Source organism: Pseudomonas sp. XK-1 (assembly GCF_038069885.1).
Classification (GTDB): Bacteria; Pseudomonadota; Gammaproteobacteria; order Pseudomonadales; family Pseudomonadaceae; genus Aquipseudomonas.
This window is the reverse complement of the sequence record NZ_JBBPES010000001.1, coordinates 574,177-590,076: the sequence shown is the minus strand read 5'-3', so window position 1 is coordinate 590,076 and position 15,900 is coordinate 574,177. Positions and strand designations below refer to the sequence as shown.

Below are 15,900 nucleotides of genomic sequence, written 5' to 3'. Positions count from 1 at the left end.
ATCTGTCTCACTTAATCCACCTGGAGATACCCATGAAACTCGCTCTGATCGGTGCCAGCGGCTTTGTTGGCGCAGCTGTTCTGCAAGAAGCCCTGGACCGTGGCCATCAGGTCACCGGCATCGTCCGTGATCTGGCAAAACTGCCGCAGCACCCGGCGCTGAGCGCAGTGGCCGGCGATGCCTACAACGCCGACGCACTGGCCGCGCAGCTCAGGGGCCACGACGCGGTGATCCACGCCTTCAACCCGGGCTGGGGCACGGCGGATATCCGCGAACGCTTTATCCAGGGCAGCCAGGCGATCATCGCCGCCAGCAAACAGGCCGGGGTGCAACGCCTGCTGGTGGTCGGCGGCGCGGGCAGCCTGTATGTCGCCCCGGGCTTGCAGCTGATCGACACCCCGGACTTCCCCGCCGAATACAAGGAAGGAGCCGAAGGCGCGCGGCAGACCCTCAACCTGCTCCAGACTGAAACCGCGCTGGACTGGAGCTTTATCTCGCCACCGGCGCTGCTGCAGCCCGGCGCGCGCAGCGGCCAGTTCCGTCTCGGCGGCGACCAGCTGCTGATGAATGGCGATGTCCCGGCAGAGATCTCGGTAGCCGACCTGGCCGTGGCCATCCTCGATGAGCTGGAGCGCCCGCAACACCTGCGCCAGCGCTTTACCGTCGGTTATTAGGCCGCCCCCAACTCAGGAGAAACCCATGCAACTGAACGCCAGCGCCTATGTCGCCACGGATACACCGGCCCGCTATATCAGCCGGCTGTGCAAACACTTCGCCCACAAGATCCCGGTGAGTTTCGATGAGCAGCAGGGCCGTATCGAGTTCGGCAGCGGCCTGGCCCTGCTGCAGGCCGAGGCGGATGGCCTGCGCCTGAGCGTGCAAAGCGCCAGCAGCGAAGGCCTGGAAAGCCTGAAGGAGGTGGTGACCCGTCATTTCGAGCGTTTCGCCTGGCAGGCCGAACTGAGCCTCGACTGGCAGTGAGGGCGACGGGTCTTTGAAAGTCTGATTCGGATTGGCGCAGCGCCGGCAAAGGTCGACAATCGACCCATACCCCCACGGGAGCCAAGCGATGCTCGACCCTGATAGCTGCTGGCAAGCCGTCTGCAACCGCGATGGTCAGTTCGACGGCCAGTTCGTCTTCGCCGTGCACTCCACCGGCATCTACTGCCGGCCGAGCTGCCCGGCGCGCAGGCCGCTACGGCGCAATGTCAGCTTCCAGCGCAGCCCGGCCGAGGCCGAGCAGGCCGGCTTTCGCCCCTGCCGGCGCTGCTCACCCCAGGGCCTGAGCCCCGCCGAACAGCTCGACCAACTGGTGAGCGCCGCCTGCCGCCTGCTCGATAACAGCGACAAGCCACTAACCCTGACTCAATTGGCCGCCCGTATCGGCCTGTCCTCCTCGCACCTGGCCCGCGCCTTCAAGGTCCGCACCGGGCTGACGCCCAAGGCCTGGAGCGAGGCGCAACGCCGCGCGCGCCTGGAGCGGCAGTTGCCCGCGGCTGGCAGCGTGCTGGATGCCGCCCTGAGCGTCGGTTACTCCGGCACCCGCGCGCTGTATCAGCAAGCGACCGCCCTGAGCCCGGCGCAGCGGCGTAAACAGGGTGCGGGTGAGCGACTGCGTTACAGCATCGCGCCCTGCCCGCTCGGCCACCTGCTGCTGGCCAGCAGCGCCAAGGGCATCTGCGCCCTGCTGTTTGGCGACGACCCGGCCGCCCTGCTGGATGAACTGCAGCAGCGCTTTGCCGCCGCCGAATTGCAGGAGGATGATGCGGGCCAGGGCGACAGCCTGCGCCAGGTATTGGCGCAAATCAGCGAACCGCAGCGCGCCGCCCAGCTGCCACTGGATATTCGCGGTACGGCGTTTCAGCAGCAGGTATGGCGCTCCCTGCAACAGATCCCGATCGGGCAGACGCGCAACTACGCCGAGCTGGCCGCGCAACTGGGCAGCCACCCACGCGCCGTGGCCCGCGCCTGCGCCAGCAACCCGCTGGGCCTGCTGGTGCCCTGCCACCGGGTGATCGCCAGCAATGGCGGCCTCAGCGGCTACCGCTGGGGCCTGGAACGCAAGGCGGCGCTGCTGAAGAGCGAAGCCGATACCCAGGCGTAATAGCCCGCCGCAGACTGAACTGTCGGTTGGATGCAGGGCTTTGGTGGGTGGGGCTTTAGCCGCGACTTGTAGCGCTGCCAAGATCTGTCGCGGCTAAAGCGGAGTGCCGCCTAACCCCTCCCACGGAGGACGCGCGGCCATCAAATGACGCGCCATAAAAAAGAGCGGCACCACCTACGTGGGCCGCTCTAAATCAAGGAGTTGCATACATCACGCTGCCACGCAGAGGCGTAGCAGCGTCTGTTTGATTACTTTTCCAGAATCGCAGTCACACCCTGACCGCCAGCGGCGCAGATCGAGATCAGCCCGCGGCCTTCCTGTGCCACCGAGAGCAGCTTGGCCAGGTTGGCGACAATGCGCCCGCCGGTGGCGGCGAAGGGATGGCCGGCGGCCAGGGAGCTGCCCTTGACGTTCATCTTGCTGCGGTCAATGGAGCCCAGCGGCGCGTCCAGACCCAGGCGAGTCTTGCAGTAGTCGGCGTCTTCCCAGGCCTTGAGGGTGCACAGCACCTGGGCGGCGAAGGCTTCGTGGATTTCGTAGTAGTCGAAGTCCTGCAGGGTCAGTTTATTCCGCGCCAGCATGCGCGGCACCGCATAGGCCGGGGCCATCAGCAGGCCTTCCTTACCGCCGACAAAGTCCACCGCCGCCGCTTCGCCATCCTTCCAGTAAGCCAGGATCGGCAGGCCACGGGCCTTGGCCCAGTCTTCGCTGGCCAGCAGCACCAGGGACGCGCCATCGGTCAGCGGCGTCGAGTTGGCGGCGGTCATGGTGCCGCGCGGGCTGCGCTCGAAGCAGGGTTTGAGGGTGGCGAGTTTCTCCAGGCTGATATCTGCGCGCATATTCTGGTCGCGGGTCAGGCCACGGAAGGGGGTGAGCAGGTCGTCATGCCAGCCTTCGGCATAGGACGCGGCGAGTTTCTGGTGGCTGGCCACGGTCAGCAGGTCCTGCTCGTCACGCGGGATGGCCCAGGCCTGCGCCATCTGCTCGCAATGCTCGCCCATCGACAGTCCGGTGCGCGGCTCGCCGTTGCGCGGAACGGCCGGGGCCAGATGGCGTGGGCGAATCTGCAGCAGGCTCTTGATCTTGTCGCCGTTGCTCTTGCCGCGGTTGGCCTGCAGGAGAATCTTGCGCAGCCCTTCGTTGACCCCGATCGGCGCGTCGGAGGTGGTGTCGACGCCGCCGGCAATGCCGCACTCGATCTGCCCCAGGGCGATCTTGTTGGCCACCAGCAGCGCCGCCTCCAGGCCAGTGCCGCAGGCCTGCTGCAGGTCATAGGCGGGGGTTTCCGGAGCCAGGCGCGAGCCCAGCACGCATTCACGAGTCAGGTTGAAGTCGCGAGAATGCTTGAGCACCGCACCAGCCACTACCTCGCCGAGGCGCTCGCCGTGCAGATTGAAGCGCTCCACCAGACCATCCAGCGCGCTGATCAGCATTTCCTGATTGCTCGTGGTGGCATAGACGGTGTTGGAACGGGCGAACGGAATGCGGTTACCGCCAACAATGGCGACGCGGCGCGGCTGGGTCATGGAGAGGTCCTTGGCTAGTGAGGCAGATGAATGGGGGCCAAGGCTAGCCTATACCGGGCCGCCCGCATTGGCCGCCTTGCCAGCGCGGCAGGCGGTGCGGTCAATTGCGCATTGCCGTGGCCTGCGTAGAGTGGGCGCACTTTCGATCCATGCGCAGGAGCCATTCCATGTCCGACCGTTATCTCGCCTTCGCCAACACCAACGCCGGTCGCCGCCTGGTCGGCGCGCTCGGCCTGCCCGCTCCGCTGCTGCTGGAGCGCTGGATGGCGGGCCGCAGCCGGCCGGTGGACGGTGCCCTGCTGATAGGTGGCGACGGCAGCCTGGCCAGCGCCGTGCTGCCATTTGCCAACAAGCTGACCGACGCGTTGTTCGCCCCTCGCGAAGGCCAGTTCGAACTGCCGCGCTGGACCGCCGAGCACGGCCCCAAGCTCAAGGCGCTGGTTTTTGACGCAAGCGGGCTGACCCGTTTCGAGCAGCTGATCGAGCTGCGCGACTTCTTCCAACCGGCCTTCAAGGGCCTGGGCAGGTGCCCGCGGGTAGTGGTGCTGGGCCGCCCACCGGAATCCCTGAAAGACCCGATTGCCGCTAGCGTACAGCGCTCGCTGGAAGGCTTTACCCGCTCCCTGGGCAAGGAAATCCGCCGCGGCGGCAACGTGCAGCTGATCTACGTCGGCAAGGGCGGCGAGACGCAGCTGGAAGGCGCGCTGCGCTTCTTCCTATCGCCGAAAAGCGCCTATGTGTCCGGCCAGGTATTGCGCCTGAATGCCTGCAGCGAGCAGGTCAAGGACTGGACCCGCCCGCTCGCCGGCAAGAAGGCCCTGGTCACCGGGGCCTCCCGCGGCATAGGTGCGGCAATCGCCGAGACGTTGGCCCGCGACGGTGCCGAAGTGGTGCTGCTGGACGTGCCGCCCGCCAAGCAAGCGCTGGACGCCCTCGCCGCACGCCTCGGCGGCCGCGGCTTGGCCCTGGATATCTGCGCCAGCGATGCCGCTGCGCAGCTGATTGACGCACTGCCGGACGGTATCGATATCCTCGTGCACAACGCCGGCATCACCCGCGACAAGACCCTGGCGAAGATGAGCGACGAGTTCTGGAACTCGGTGATCAACGTCAACCTGAATGCCCCTCAGGTGCTGACCCAGGCCCTGCTGGACGCCGGCAAGCTGCACGACAACGGCCGCGTGGTACTGATCGCCTCGATCAGCGGCATCGCCGGCAATATGGGCCAGACCAACTATGCAGTGAGCAAGGCCGGAGTAATCGGCCTGGCCCAGGCCTGGGCACCGATGCTGGCCAAACGCGGCATCAGCATCAACGCCGTTGCCCCCGGCTTTATCGAAACCCAGATGACTGCCGCCATCCCGCTGACCATCCGCGAAGCCGGCCGGCGGATGAACTCCATGGGCCAAGGCGGCCAGCCCCAGGACGTCGCCGAAGCCGTGGCCTGGTTCGCTCAGCCTGGCGCAGGCGCGGCCACCGCGCAGGTGATGCGTGTCTGCGGACAGAGCCTGATCGGGGCCTGAGGCACGCGCACGATCTGCTGCGCGTCGGCCCCGCTGCGTTAAAAGCCGCTTGCGGCTAACGCGCTTTAGCGCGGCCCGAAGGGCGAGTGAAACGAGTAATGCTCATGTACAAAAGTACAGTCGCCCGCGACTCCGACCGTTCCTCGCCGTTTTTGACCAGCCGAAGGCTGTTACTAACGTAGCGCCTTGCAGGACTCTAGCTCGCGAGATCGTAAAATCAGGCTTTAAAAGACAAGGCCCCGCAATGCGGGGCCTTGTCTTTTGTAGGAGCGGGCTTGCCCGCGATCAGGACGACAGATAGGACGAACGGGTCAACCCCAGACGCAGCGCGTCGAGGAACTGGGTGCGTTCGCGCGGGCTGATCTTGGCGCTGGCCACCTTGTCGCGGTAGTGGGTCATCAACTCCTCGGGCGACAGGTGCACGTAGCGCAGCATGTCCTCGATGGTGTCGTGAGTCTCGATCCCGGCGTGGTACACGCTGCCGTCATTGTTCTGGTAGATATTCACCGAGTCGGTATCACCGAACAGATTGTGCATATCGCCGAGAATTTCCTGATAGGCACCGACCAGGAAGATCCCCAGCAGGTAGTCCTCGCCCTCGCGCACTTCGTGCACAGGCAGGCTGGTTTCGATGCTCTGCTCGTCGACGTACTGGCGGATCTTGCCGTCGGAGTCGCAGGTCAGGTCCTGCAGCACGGCGCGGCGAATGGGCTCTTCGTCGAGACGGTTGAGCGGCAGAATCGGCAGCACCTGACCGATGGCCCAGGTGTCCGGCAGGCTCTGGAACACCGAGAAGTTGCAGATGTATTTGTCCGCCAGCTTGTCGTTGAGCTCGTCGAGCACCTGACGGTGCGAGCGCTGACGGGCTTTGAGCGAATTGTGCAAACGCCGGCATACGGCGAAGTAGCACTGCTCGGCCAGGGCCTTTTCGGTCAGGCTGAGCTTACCGTCGGCGTACTGGCTGGCCACGTCGCTCATGTAGTGGGTGGCGCGCCAGTAGGTCTCGGTGACCATCTCGATATCGGTCGGACCGAGCAGCTCGACCAGGTAACGCACGGTTTCCGGCAGGCTGGTGACGTCCTCGATCTTGGGGATCTCGTCGTTGTGTTTTTCCACATCGGTGACCTGCACCACCAGCATGGCGTGGTGCGCGGTCAGCGAGCGGCCGCTTTCCGAGAAGATATGCGGGTGCGGCAGCTCCTGGGCGTCGCAGAACTCCTTGAGCATGCCCACCACCACACCGGCGTAGTCGTCCATGTCGTAGTTGATCGAGCTGGCGTTGCGCGAATGGGTTCCGTCGTAGTCGACCCCCAGGCCGCCGCCGACGTCGATATGGTCGACCGGCAGACCCAGGCCACGCAGCTCGCCGTAATAACGGATGGCTTCCTTGAAGCCGTGCTGGTAGTCGGACAGGTTGGCGATCTGCGAGCCCATATGGAAGTGCAGCAGGCGAATGCCCTGGTCCAGCTTGGCCGCGCGGAAGCGCTCGACCACAGACAGCAACTGCGCCGCCGACAGGCCGAACTTGGATTTCTCGCCGCCGGTGTCGGCCCATTTGCTTGAGGCCAGCGACGACAGACGCACGCGCAGACCGATCTGCGGAGCGACCTTGAGTTCGGCCGCCTCCTCGATCACCAGCTGCACCTCGGATTCCTTCTCGATCACGATAAACACGTTGTGGCCGAGCTTCTGCCCCATCAGCGCCAGCTTGATGAATTCGCGGTCCTTGTAGCCGTTGCAGACGATGGTGCCGCCCTTCGGCGCGAGCGCCAGCACTGCCATCAGCTCCGGCTTGGAGCCGGCTTCAAGGCCAATGGAGACGTTCTGCGTGGCGATGATGTTCTCCACCACCGCTTCCTGCTGGTTGACCTTGATCGGGTACAGCGCGGTATAGGGGCTCTGGTATTCCAGACGGGCGATATTGGCATCGAAGGCCCCGGTGAGCTGGCGCACGCGGTCCTGCAGGATGTCCGGGAAGCGCACCAGTAACGGCAGACTGAGACCACTGGAGCGCAGCTCTTCGACCTGCTTGAACAGGTCGATGGGCGTGCTCTCGGGCCCGTTCGGACGCACCTCGACGCGGCCCTGGTCATTGATCGCGAAATAACCCGCGCCCCAATGGCGAATGCCATAGACGCTGCGACTGTCCGCCACTGTCCATTGGCTGCCGTCATCTTTGCGTGTGCGTCGTACAGACATCGAAGTCTCCCTTGCTGGCGATAGTGGCCTTGGCACAGCCAAGACGCGTACAGATTAAAGTCTGGAAATGACGATTACCCAGCGATGGACTGGCCATGTGCCGGGAAAGTTTAGAAAAGACTGGATCAGCCGCCGGATTTCTTGGCTTTAAAGCCACGATTGATCAGCTCGGCGATCAGCAATTCGACGTGATCGCCCTGAATCTCGATCACCCCGTCCTTGAGCGAGCCGCCGCAGCCACAGCGCTTCTTCAGCGCGCTGCTCAGCTCCTGCAGCGCATCGATGGCCAGGGGCACACCGCTGATGGTGGTCACCGTCTTGCCGCCGCGACCTTTGCTTTCGCGGCGCACGCGGGCGATGCCGTCACCGTCGGGGATCAGGGTCTGTTTGCAGATGCAGGCGTCCACCGGCTGACTGCAGTCCGGGCAATGCCGGCCGCTGTCGGTGGAATACACCAGGCCGCTGAGGGCGGCAAATGAGGAAGCTTTCTTGACCACCGTATTGTCCTCGAAGGGGTCAGGATAGCGACTGGTCGACTGAGTGTTCTGAGTCGACCGCGAAGCCCCACTCTGGCAGGGGCAGCGCACCCTGGCGATACACGGCCGGGGCTTGAAGGCCGCGCAGTGTAACGGCAAAAGCCACGACTGCTAAGTGTAAAAATGCGCCATTAATCGGCGGATTGGCGACGCTGTTCGCGATGCCGAACAAAACGCCTGCATATCCTGCACAAAGCCAGGAATGGCGCGGCTCTAAACAGGTATTCAGTCGCAGGATGGATTGAGCGCAGCGACAAAACGGCAGGATGCCGTGTTGCACAGCTTTAGCTGCCAACAGGGTGAGGGACATGGATGTTCCTCATGATACCCATGCCGGCAATGCGATGGGTGACGTCTACGGCCAACCCATCCTACGCAATAGCCGCCAGATAACGCTGCAAGGCGGCCAGCGAGTCGGGGCAATAGGGCAGGTGCTGCGTCTCGGCCAGAGCCTGGTCGATGGAGATAAACCGCGCCTCCAGCACTTCCTCCGGCTGCAAGCGCAGCGGCGCATCGGACACCGCCGAATAGGCCATGCACCACAGGCGGCTTTCCGGGGCGTCGTAGAAAAAGTGCGCGTGTTCGACCAGCGGCGCATCCTCGATACCCAGTTCTTCGGCCAGCTCGCGGGCGGCCGACTCGGCGTAGCTTTCGCCTTCGAGCACCATGCCGCCCGCCGCCACATCCCAGTAACCGGGGTACAGCGCCTTGCTCAGAGTGCGCCGGTGCACGCAGAGCAGGCCGGCACTGTTGAACAGCAGGATATAGCTGCCCCGACCGATCAGCCGGCGCTCGCGCAACTCGCCGCGCAACACGCCGCCCAGGGGGCGGTCCTGCTCATCGACCCAGGCGATCAGCTCGGCGTCGGAGGCGGCGCGGTGCGCCACCTCGGCCTCGGACCAGGCCATGACTCAGCCCTGCGACAACAGCTGGCGCAGATCAATCAGGCCGGCATTGGCCCGCGAGATGTAGTTGGCCATCACCAGCGAGTGGTTGGCCAGCAGGCCGTAACCGCTGCCGTTGAGAATCATCGGGCTCCACAGGGTTTCCTGGGCGGCCTCCAGCTCACGGATGATCTGGCGCACGCTGACGGTGGCGTTCTTCTTCGCCAGCACATCGGCAAAGTCGACTTCGATGGCGCGCAGCAGATGGGCCAGAGCCCAGGCCTGACCGCGGGCTTCGTAGAACACGTTGTCGATCTGCAGCCACGGCGTCTCGTAATTCACGCCTTCGACAAAATCGGCCGGCGCATCCCCACCCAGCTGGCTAGGGTCGACCACCGAGGTATTCAGACGTACCTGGCCGACGCTGGCCGACAGGCGCTGCGACAGCGAGCCCAGACGGGTGGCGGCATCGCCCAGCCAGTTATTGAGGTTGTCGGCGCGGGTATAGAACTGCGCATTGGACTGGCTCGGATCGGCCAGACGCGCCAGGTAGCGGTCCAGGGACTTGATGCCTTCGGCGTATTCGGCCTCGGAGGCCGGCAGCGCCCAGCTCTTGTTGTCGAAGTGGAAGCGCGGTTCGGCCTTGGCCAGGTCCGGATCTTCGGTGGACTGCGACTGCGAGCGGGTGAAGTCCTTGCGCAGGGCGCGGGACATGTCGCGCACCTGTACCAGCACGCCAAACTCCCAGCTCGGCATGTTATCGAGCCACAGGCCTGGCGGGGCGAGGTCGTTGGACAGGTAGCCACCCGGCTTGTCGAGCAAGGTGTTGGCCACCTGCTTGAGGGTTTCAGCCGTGGTGTAACCATTGACCAGCTTGTGCCCACGGGCCTGGGAGGCGGCTTCGGCACGTTGCTGCACGGAGAACTGCGCCGGCTCCTGGCTCCAGTACCAGCCCACGATCACGGCCAGCAGCAGGTAGAGCCCCAGCAGACCGCCCACCACCCGTACGGCCCAGCCACCCGCGAAATAGCTGCGTACGTTATCGACGGAGTCCGCAGCACCATTGCGTGCGCCGGCAGTTCGGTTCTTCCAATCCAGCATGGCCTTATCCTTTGTTTACTCAACTCGATGATTCGACCGCAAGCCCTGCGCAGGGTTGCGAACAGATCCTAAGGTTTATTGCCGCGCCATCACGAACGCGCACCTAGCACTATAAGGGAAGCGCGACGTGCTGCGCAGCGTCACGCGGCAAACTTACTGCCGGTTGCCGCTGTCACAGACTGTGACGCTCTAGACAGAAGGCCGCCGTCAATAGATCGACGGCACCCGCAGAGGTGATTGCCAGTGGTAGCATTACTGGCAATGCGCCACCACCCGCGACCGCAAGGCCGCCTAATTAGACCAAAGGCCATGACCGAACACGAAGACCCCAGCAGCGACCGCCTCAAACAGCACTTCGCCCAGCGCGTGATCAACCAGGCACGCCAGCTGCTCGAGGTTTGGCAACGCCTGCAACGCAGCGAGTGGAATGACAGCGGCATGCGTGAACTGGACCTGGCCAACCAGTTGCTGCAGCGCTACGCCGAACGCTTCGAGCAGGCCGAGCACAGCCAGCTGGCCGGGGAAATCGGTCATTGCCTGGAACAGGTCGCGGGCAATCGCGGTCGCCTCAACAGCGAGCTGATCAGCCAGCTCAACCTGCTGATGCAGCGCCTGTCGCGCACCGGCCTGCGCCACGGCGACCGCTTCGAGCAGACCGTGCTGCCGCCTCTGCGCAAGCCGGTTTACCTGGCCCTGCAGTATATCGACCAGGCCGAGCAGCTGGCCCAGCGCCTGGAATTCTTCGGCATGACCGCCCTGCCCTTCGACAGTGCCAACGGGTTTCGCGACGCGGTGCTGGGGCGCCATCCGGCCGCCATCCTGATGGACGTCGACTTCTCCGGCCCTGGCTGCGGCCTGCAACTGGCCCAGGCGGTGCAGGAAGGCCTGGAGCACAAGATTCCCCTGCTGTTTTTCAGCCGCCAGGATACCGACACCCCCACCCGCCTGGCGGCAGTAAGGGCCGGCGGCCAGGAGTTCTTCACCGGCAATCTGGATGCCTCGAACCTGTTCGAGCGCATCGAAGTGCTGACCCATGTGGCGCAGTACGAGCCCTACAAGGTGCTGATCATTGATGACTCGCGGGCCCAGGCCACCCACACCGAACGGGTGCTCAACAGTGCCGGCATCATCACCCGCACTCTGATCGAGCCGATCGCGGCGATGACCCAGCTCGCCGAATTCCAGCCGGACCTGATCATCCTCGACATGTATATGCCCGAGTGCAACGGCCCGGAACTGGCCAAGGTGATCCGTCACAACGACCGCTATGTCAGCGTGCCGATCATCTACCTGTCGGCCGAAGACGATCTGGACAAGCAACTCGACGCCATGAGCGAAGGCGGCGATGACTTCCTGACCAAGCCGATCAAACCGCGCCACCTGATCGCCACGGTACGCAACCGCGCCGCCCGCGCGCGCAACCTCAAGGCACGCATGGTGCGCGACAGCCTGACCGGCCTGTTCAACCACACCCACACCCTGCAACTGCTCGAAGATGCGCGCTTTCGTGCCGAGCGCGACAGCCAGCCGCTGAGCTTCGCCATGATCGATATCGACTTCTTCAAGAAGGTCAACGACACCTACGGCCACCCCATGGGCGACCGAGTAATCAAGAGCCTGGCCCTATTCCTCAAACAGCGCCTGCGCAAGAGCGACCATATCGGCCGCTACGGCGGTGAGGAGTTTGCGGTGGTGATGCCCGACACCGATGCCCAATCGGCCAAGCGGGTACTCGACGAGATCCGCCAGCGCTTCGCCGAAATCCAGTACTCGGCGCAGCCCCACGAACTGTCCTGCACCTTCAGTTGCGGCATCGCTCAGCTCGCCCCCGAACTGGATGGCAAACTGCTCTCGCAGCAGGCCGACCAGGCGCTCTATGTGGCCAAACATGGCGGACGCAACCGGGTGGAGATTTATCAGGGCGACTAGAGCAGACCGCCGAGCAACCGGCAGAAAACTGTGATGCAGCCCGCACCGTCATATTACGGTCATGAAAAAGCAATAAATTCCAAGGCTTAGCGGCCACCCCGGAAAACCGGCGGTGGCCCGTACCGTCCCCCATCGGTCGAGCCCTATGCGCCTGAAATCCCTTACCAACCTCAATACCCTGTTGCTGGTAGCCGTCTGCGTGGCCCTGGCGGCGACGCTCTGGTGGTCGCAGCGCGCCCTGGAGCGCCCCTACCAGCTGATGGAGCGCTACCTGAGCCTGTCGCAACAGTTTCAAGGCGAGAGCGCACAGAACATCGCCGCCTACCTGGAGAGCGGCGATGCCCTGCGCCATAGCGCCGCCCTGCAATCGCTGGCCGCCCTGGAATTGGCGCTCGCCGAGCTGCCGACACAGCTGGCGGAGAATCTGCGCCCCAGCCTGAGCGAACTGCAACGTTTCAGCGCCAACCAGCTGCTGGCCGCTGGCAAACTGTCCGGCGACCCCCAGGGCCTGCTGCTGCAAGCCGAACGGGAAATGGAAGCAGCGCTGGAACAGCTGTCCAACTACGCCGACAGCGGCGAACCCGCCACCGCCGCTGGCTATCGCCGCCCGCTGTTCAGCGCCGCCCGCCATCTCACGCGCCTGGGCCATGCCCGGGCCAAGCTGGTGAGCAGCGGCCGCGGCGAACTGGTCAGCGAGGTCGAGCGGGAACTGGCCGCACTGCAAAAGCAGGCGCAGGCACTCAGCGATTTACCGCTGCTCGGCGTGGCCGAGACCGAGCAGTCCGCCAGCAACAGCTTTGCCGGCCTGCTGGGCCTGGACGAAAGCAGCGAAAGCAGCCAGGCAGAAGACCGCGGCATTGCCCTCAAGCGCGACCTGGCCAACCTGATCAAGCGCTACCCGGCCGAGCTGCAGCGCACCCGCGAGCTGATCGAGCAACGCGGCGTGCTGGCCAGCAGCACCCGCACCCAGATCGATCAGGTGCAGCAGGCCCTGGCCGCGCTGGAGCCGCTGGTGCGTGCCGAACACGGGCGCATCCAGGGCGAAGTGCAGCTGATTCTGGGCCTGATGATCGGCCTGATTCTGCTGATCGCCCTGATCATCGACCGCATCCAGCGCCGCCTGACAAAGATCCTCACCCACCTGGTGCCGTCACTCTCCGCCTGGGCACAGGGCGACTTCGCCACGGATATCCGCCTGGGCTCGCAGATCCGCGAACTGACGGATATCGAGGCCTCGCTCAATCGCCTGCGCGCCTACCTGGTCGATCTGGTCGGCACCATCCGCCAGCACGCCGAACAGGTGGTGGGCTCCAGTCGCACCCTGGCCGAGCTCAGCGGCGGCCTGCATGGTGGGGCAGAGCGCCAGGCCGGCGATACCGCACAGATTCACGACGCCCTCGGCGAACTGCAGGCCACTATCCAGCAGGTGGCCGGCGACGCCAGCCAGGCCGCCGATGCCAGCCGCGATGCCAACCGCGCCCTGGGCCAGGGCCAACAGGTGATTGACCAGAGCCTGAGCGGCCTGCACTCACTGGTCGGCGAGGTGCAGGGCAATGCCCAGGCCATCGAACGTCTGGCCGAGGAAACCGCCACCATCGACAAGGTGTTGACGGTGATTCGCGGCATCGCCGAACAGACCAACCTGCTGGCCCTGAATGCCGCCATCGAAGCGGCGCGGGCCGGCGAACTGGGCCGCGGCTTTGCCGTGGTGGCCGACGAGGTGCGCTCGCTGTCGCAACGCACCAGCGGCGCGACCGCAGAGATTCAGGCGCTGATCGGCCGCCTGCAACAGGCTGCCCTGCAGTCGGTACAGGCCATGCGCGCCCAGGTCGAGCATGCCGAACATACCGCCAGCCAGGCAGAGGCGGCCGATGGCGCGCTGGACGAGATAGTCGCCGCGATCCGCACCATCGCCAGCATGGCCGAACGCATCGCCGACGCCACCGCCCAGCAGAGCGGCGCAGTCAGCGAGATCCGCAGCCACAGCGAGCGCATCCACAAGCTGGGCGGCGACAACCTGTTGCGCATCGGCGAGGGGCGCAACCAGGGCGAGCAGCTGTTGCACCTGGGCGGTCAGCTGCATACCGCGGTGCAGGCCTTCAGGGTTTAACAGGCTGCTGAAAAACTACCTGCGTTGCCATCGCGGCAATCTGTCGCGTACCATCCGGCCTGCAGACAAGACCGCTTACAGGCTGAGGCATGCGCGCAGCCTTGCGCCTCCGTTATGATGCGGCGATTCCCGCATCACGAGCCTGCCATGCACCGTCTACTCAGCCTGCTTCTGCTTCTGTTCGTCCTGCCCGCCAGCGCCGGCCTGTTCGACCAGCGCCCCGTACCTGCGCAACTGGGTGCGGCACTGAACAACAGCGCGGATTTTCTGCCGGTCAGCGAGGCCTTCAAGCTCAACCTGATCGACAGTTCGAACGAGTCGATCAAACTGCGTTTCGTCGCCGCCGAGGGCTACTACCTCTACCGCCATCGCTTCAGCTTCAGTGCCGAACCGGCGAGCGTGCGCCTGGGCGAGGCCGTTCTGCCGGCCGGCCAGGCCAAGACCGACGAGTACTTCGGCGAGGTCGAGGTGTACTACGAGGTGCTGGATATCGAGGTGCCGGTGGAGAACCCGGACAATCTGCCGTTCAACCTCAGCGTCAACTACCAGGGCTGCGCCGACAAGGGTCTGTGCTACCCGCCGGAAACCACGGTGCTGGCCATCGGCGGCGGTGCTGCGTCCGCCAACACCAGCGCGGATGCAGCGACGTCCTGGAGCTGGACCGATCTGGCGCTGTTCTTCCTCGGCGGCCTGGCCCTGACCTTCACCCCCTGCGTGCTGCCGATGCTGCCGATCCTCACCGGCGTGGTGCTGCGCGGCCAACCAGGCGGCCTGCGCAGCCTGGTGCTGTCGCTGGCCTACGTGCTGCCGATGGCCCTGAGTTTTGCCATCCTCGGCGCGCTGATGGGCCTGTTCGGGGCCGAACTCAATCTGCAGGCGCGGCTACAGTCACCCTGGGTGCTGGTGCCCTTTGCGATCTTCTTCGCCCTGTTCGGCGCGGCCAGCCTGGGCTTTCTCGAACTGCGCCTGCCGGCAGCCCTCGACGGTCGCCTGCAGCGTCTGAGCCAGCGCCTGCACGGCGGCACCATTTTCAGCGCAGCGGCCCTCGGCGTGCTCTCCAGCGTGCTGGTATCGCCCTGCGTATCCGCGCCACTGGCCGGTGCCCTGCTGTATATCAGCGCCAGCGGCGACGCCCTGGGCGGCGGCCTCAAGTTGCTGGCCCTGGGCCTGGGCATGGGGGCACCGCTGGTGCTGTTCGCCGTCGGCGGCGGCGCGCTGCTGCCGAAATCCGGCCCCTGGATGCTCACCGTACGCAACCTGTTCGGTGCCCTGCTGCTGGCCGTGGCCATCTGGCTGCTCGAACGCGTCGTACCGGGGCCAGTCAGCCTGGCCCTGTGGGGCCTGCTGGCGGGCGGCGTGGCCCTCTGGCTCGGCGCGCTGGAGCTGACCCCCAAGACTCACCACCAGAAGCTCGCCCAGCTGCTCGGTCTGCCGCTGCTGATCTATGCCCTGGTGGCCTGGGTGGGCGCGCTGCAGGGCCAGGATGACCCGCTGCGCCCACTCGGGCGGATAGTCAGCAGCGCCGAGGCCATCCAGGTGCAATCGGGCCAGTGGCAAACCATCAGCACCCCGGCGCAACTGCAAGCGGCCCTCAGCGCCGCGCAGAACAGCGGCCGCCCGCTGCTGCTCGACTGGTACGCCGACTGGTGCATCAGCTGCAAGGTGATTGAGCGCGAAGTGCTCAGCGCCCCGCAGGTCGGCAGCCAGCTGGGCGACTATCAGCTGGTACGCTTCGACATCACCGAAAGCAACGCCGAGCAACGCGCCCTGCTCGACCGTTATCAGCTGTTCGGGCCACCGGCGATTCTGCTGTTCGACGCCAAGGGTAACGAATGGCGGGATTTGCGCGTCGTCGGCGAGATCGACGCCAGCGGTTTTGCCGCCCGCCTGAGCCAGGCCCGCGAACGCTTTTAAGCCAAGCGGTCACATTAATGGCGCAAACTACGGTCATCGTGCAGGCTATTGCACAGAACTGGACAGTCGCAAGG

Annotated in this window: 13 protein-coding genes; 7 read left to right on the top strand and 6 right to left on the bottom strand. The window is 65.1% G+C overall.

Going from position 1 to position 15,900, the window contains the following annotated elements; all coding sequences use genetic code 11:
- Nucleotides 1-32 precede the first annotated feature (32 nt).
- The 3 genes from WMW70_RS02580 to ada all read left to right on the top strand — a co-directional run bounded on the left by WMW70_RS02580 (nucleotide 33) and on the right by ada (nucleotide 2,104).
- A complete protein-coding gene (locus tag WMW70_RS02580) occupies nucleotides 33-674 on the top strand; it encodes an NAD(P)-dependent oxidoreductase (protein ID WP_341435947.1) in 642 nt (213 codons plus the stop codon).
- A 25-nt stretch (nucleotides 675-699) separates the two neighbouring features.
- Entirely contained in the window at nucleotides 700-981 is a 282-nt protein-coding gene (locus tag WMW70_RS02575) for a DUF2218 domain-containing protein (protein ID WP_341435946.1), read from the top strand.
- Nucleotides 982-1,069: 88 nt separating this feature from the next.
- Nucleotides 1,070-2,104 carry a bifunctional DNA-binding transcriptional regulator/O6-methylguanine-DNA methyltransferase Ada gene (gene ada, locus WMW70_RS02570; protein WP_341435945.1) on the top strand — a complete coding sequence of 345 codons (1,035 nt, stop codon included), beginning with the start codon at nucleotides 1,070-1,072 and terminating at the stop codon, nucleotides 2,102-2,104.
- 248 nt (nucleotides 2,105-2,352) lie between these two features.
- On the opposite strand, the gene WMW70_RS02565 is transcribed toward ada, so the two are convergent.
- Nucleotides 2,353-3,630, bottom strand: coding sequence for an acetyl-CoA C-acetyltransferase (locus WMW70_RS02565; protein WP_341435944.1), 1,278 nt, complete (start codon nucleotides 3,628-3,630; stop codon nucleotides 2,353-2,355).
- A gap of 167 nt (nucleotides 3,631-3,797) precedes the next feature.
- On the opposite strand from WMW70_RS02565, the gene WMW70_RS02560 reads away from it, so the two are divergent.
- On the top strand, nucleotides 3,798-5,153 hold the full coding sequence (locus WMW70_RS02560) for a 3-oxoacyl-ACP reductase (RefSeq protein WP_341435943.1): 1,356 nt from the start codon (nucleotides 3,798-3,800) through the stop codon (nucleotides 5,151-5,153).
- A gap of 285 nt (nucleotides 5,154-5,438) precedes the next feature.
- Here the strand turns inward: WMW70_RS02560 and speA are convergent, their stop codons facing one another.
- The 5 genes from speA to WMW70_RS02535 all read right to left on the bottom strand — a co-directional run bounded on the left by speA (nucleotide 5,439) and on the right by WMW70_RS02535 (nucleotide 9,873).
- Complete coding sequence (gene speA, locus WMW70_RS02555; RefSeq protein WP_341435942.1) at nucleotides 5,439-7,352, bottom strand: arginine decarboxylase; 1,914 nt, start codon at nucleotides 7,350-7,352, stop codon at nucleotides 5,439-5,441.
- 125 nt (nucleotides 7,353-7,477) lie between these two features.
- Nucleotides 7,478-7,849 (bottom strand): translation initiation factor Sui1, encoded by a 372-nt coding sequence (locus WMW70_RS02550; protein ID WP_341435941.1) that lies wholly within the window; start codon nucleotides 7,847-7,849, stop codon nucleotides 7,478-7,480.
- A 19-nt stretch (nucleotides 7,850-7,868) separates the two neighbouring features.
- Complete coding sequence (locus WMW70_RS02545) at nucleotides 7,869-8,198, bottom strand: hypothetical protein (protein ID WP_341435940.1); 330 nt, start codon at nucleotides 8,196-8,198, stop codon at nucleotides 7,869-7,871.
- A 61-nt stretch (nucleotides 8,199-8,259) separates the two neighbouring features.
- On the bottom strand, nucleotides 8,260-8,796 hold the full coding sequence (locus tag WMW70_RS02540; RefSeq protein WP_341435939.1) for an NUDIX hydrolase: 537 nt from the start codon (nucleotides 8,794-8,796) through the stop codon (nucleotides 8,260-8,262).
- A 3-nt stretch (nucleotides 8,797-8,799) separates the two neighbouring features.
- On the bottom strand, nucleotides 8,800-9,873 hold the full coding sequence (locus WMW70_RS02535; protein WP_341435938.1) for a DUF2333 family protein: 1,074 nt from the start codon (nucleotides 9,871-9,873) through the stop codon (nucleotides 8,800-8,802).
- A 309-nt stretch (nucleotides 9,874-10,182) separates the two neighbouring features.
- On the opposite strand from WMW70_RS02535, the gene WMW70_RS02530 reads away from it, so the two are divergent.
- The 3 genes from WMW70_RS02530 to WMW70_RS02520 all read left to right on the top strand — a co-directional run bounded on the left by WMW70_RS02530 (nucleotide 10,183) and on the right by WMW70_RS02520 (nucleotide 15,826).
- Nucleotides 10,183-11,802: a PleD family two-component system response regulator gene (locus WMW70_RS02530; RefSeq protein WP_341435937.1), complete on the top strand. Its 1,620-nt coding sequence runs from the start codon at nucleotides 10,183-10,185 to the stop codon at nucleotides 11,800-11,802.
- Nucleotides 11,803-11,947: 145 nt separating this feature from the next.
- Nucleotides 11,948-13,912, top strand: a complete 1,965-nt coding sequence (locus tag WMW70_RS02525; RefSeq protein ID WP_341435936.1) for a methyl-accepting chemotaxis protein — start codon at nucleotides 11,948-11,950, stop codon at nucleotides 13,910-13,912.
- A gap of 147 nt (nucleotides 13,913-14,059) precedes the next feature.
- Complete coding sequence (locus tag WMW70_RS02520) at nucleotides 14,060-15,826, top strand: protein-disulfide reductase DsbD (RefSeq protein WP_341435935.1); 1,767 nt, start codon at nucleotides 14,060-14,062, stop codon at nucleotides 15,824-15,826.
- The last annotated feature ends 74 nt before the right edge of the window (nucleotides 15,827-15,900 follow it).

Bases quoted from the DNA above. Each gene is read 5' to 3' on its own strand.
- WMW70_RS02580 (WP_341435947.1), top strand. From the start codon at position 33: ATGAAACTCGCTCTGATCGGTGCCAGCGGCTTTGTTGGCGCAGCTGTT.
- WMW70_RS02575 (WP_341435946.1), top strand. From the start codon at position 700: ATGCAACTGAACGCCAGCGCCTATGTCGCCACGGATACACCGGCCCGC.
- ada (WP_341435945.1), top strand. From the start codon at position 1,070: ATGCTCGACCCTGATAGCTGCTGGCAAGCCGTCTGCAACCGCGATGGT.
- WMW70_RS02565 (WP_341435944.1), bottom strand. From the start codon at position 3,630: ATGACCCAGCCGCGCCGCGTCGCCATTGTTGGCGGTAACCGCATTCCG.
- WMW70_RS02560 (WP_341435943.1), top strand. From the start codon at position 3,798: ATGTCCGACCGTTATCTCGCCTTCGCCAACACCAACGCCGGTCGCCGC.
- speA (WP_341435942.1), bottom strand. From the start codon at position 7,352: ATGTCTGTACGACGCACACGCAAAGATGACGGCAGCCAATGGACAGTG.
- WMW70_RS02545 (WP_341435940.1), bottom strand. From the start codon at position 8,198: ATGTCCCTCACCCTGTTGGCAGCTAAAGCTGTGCAACACGGCATCCTG.
- WMW70_RS02540 (WP_341435939.1), bottom strand. From the start codon at position 8,796: ATGGCCTGGTCCGAGGCCGAGGTGGCGCACCGCGCCGCCTCCGACGCC.
- WMW70_RS02535 (WP_341435938.1), bottom strand. From the start codon at position 9,873: ATGCTGGATTGGAAGAACCGAACTGCCGGCGCACGCAATGGTGCTGCG.
- WMW70_RS02530 (WP_341435937.1), top strand. From the start codon at position 10,183: ATGACCGAACACGAAGACCCCAGCAGCGACCGCCTCAAACAGCACTTC.
- WMW70_RS02525 (WP_341435936.1), top strand. From the start codon at position 11,948: ATGCGCCTGAAATCCCTTACCAACCTCAATACCCTGTTGCTGGTAGCC.
- WMW70_RS02520 (WP_341435935.1), top strand. From the start codon at position 14,060: ATGCACCGTCTACTCAGCCTGCTTCTGCTTCTGTTCGTCCTGCCCGCC.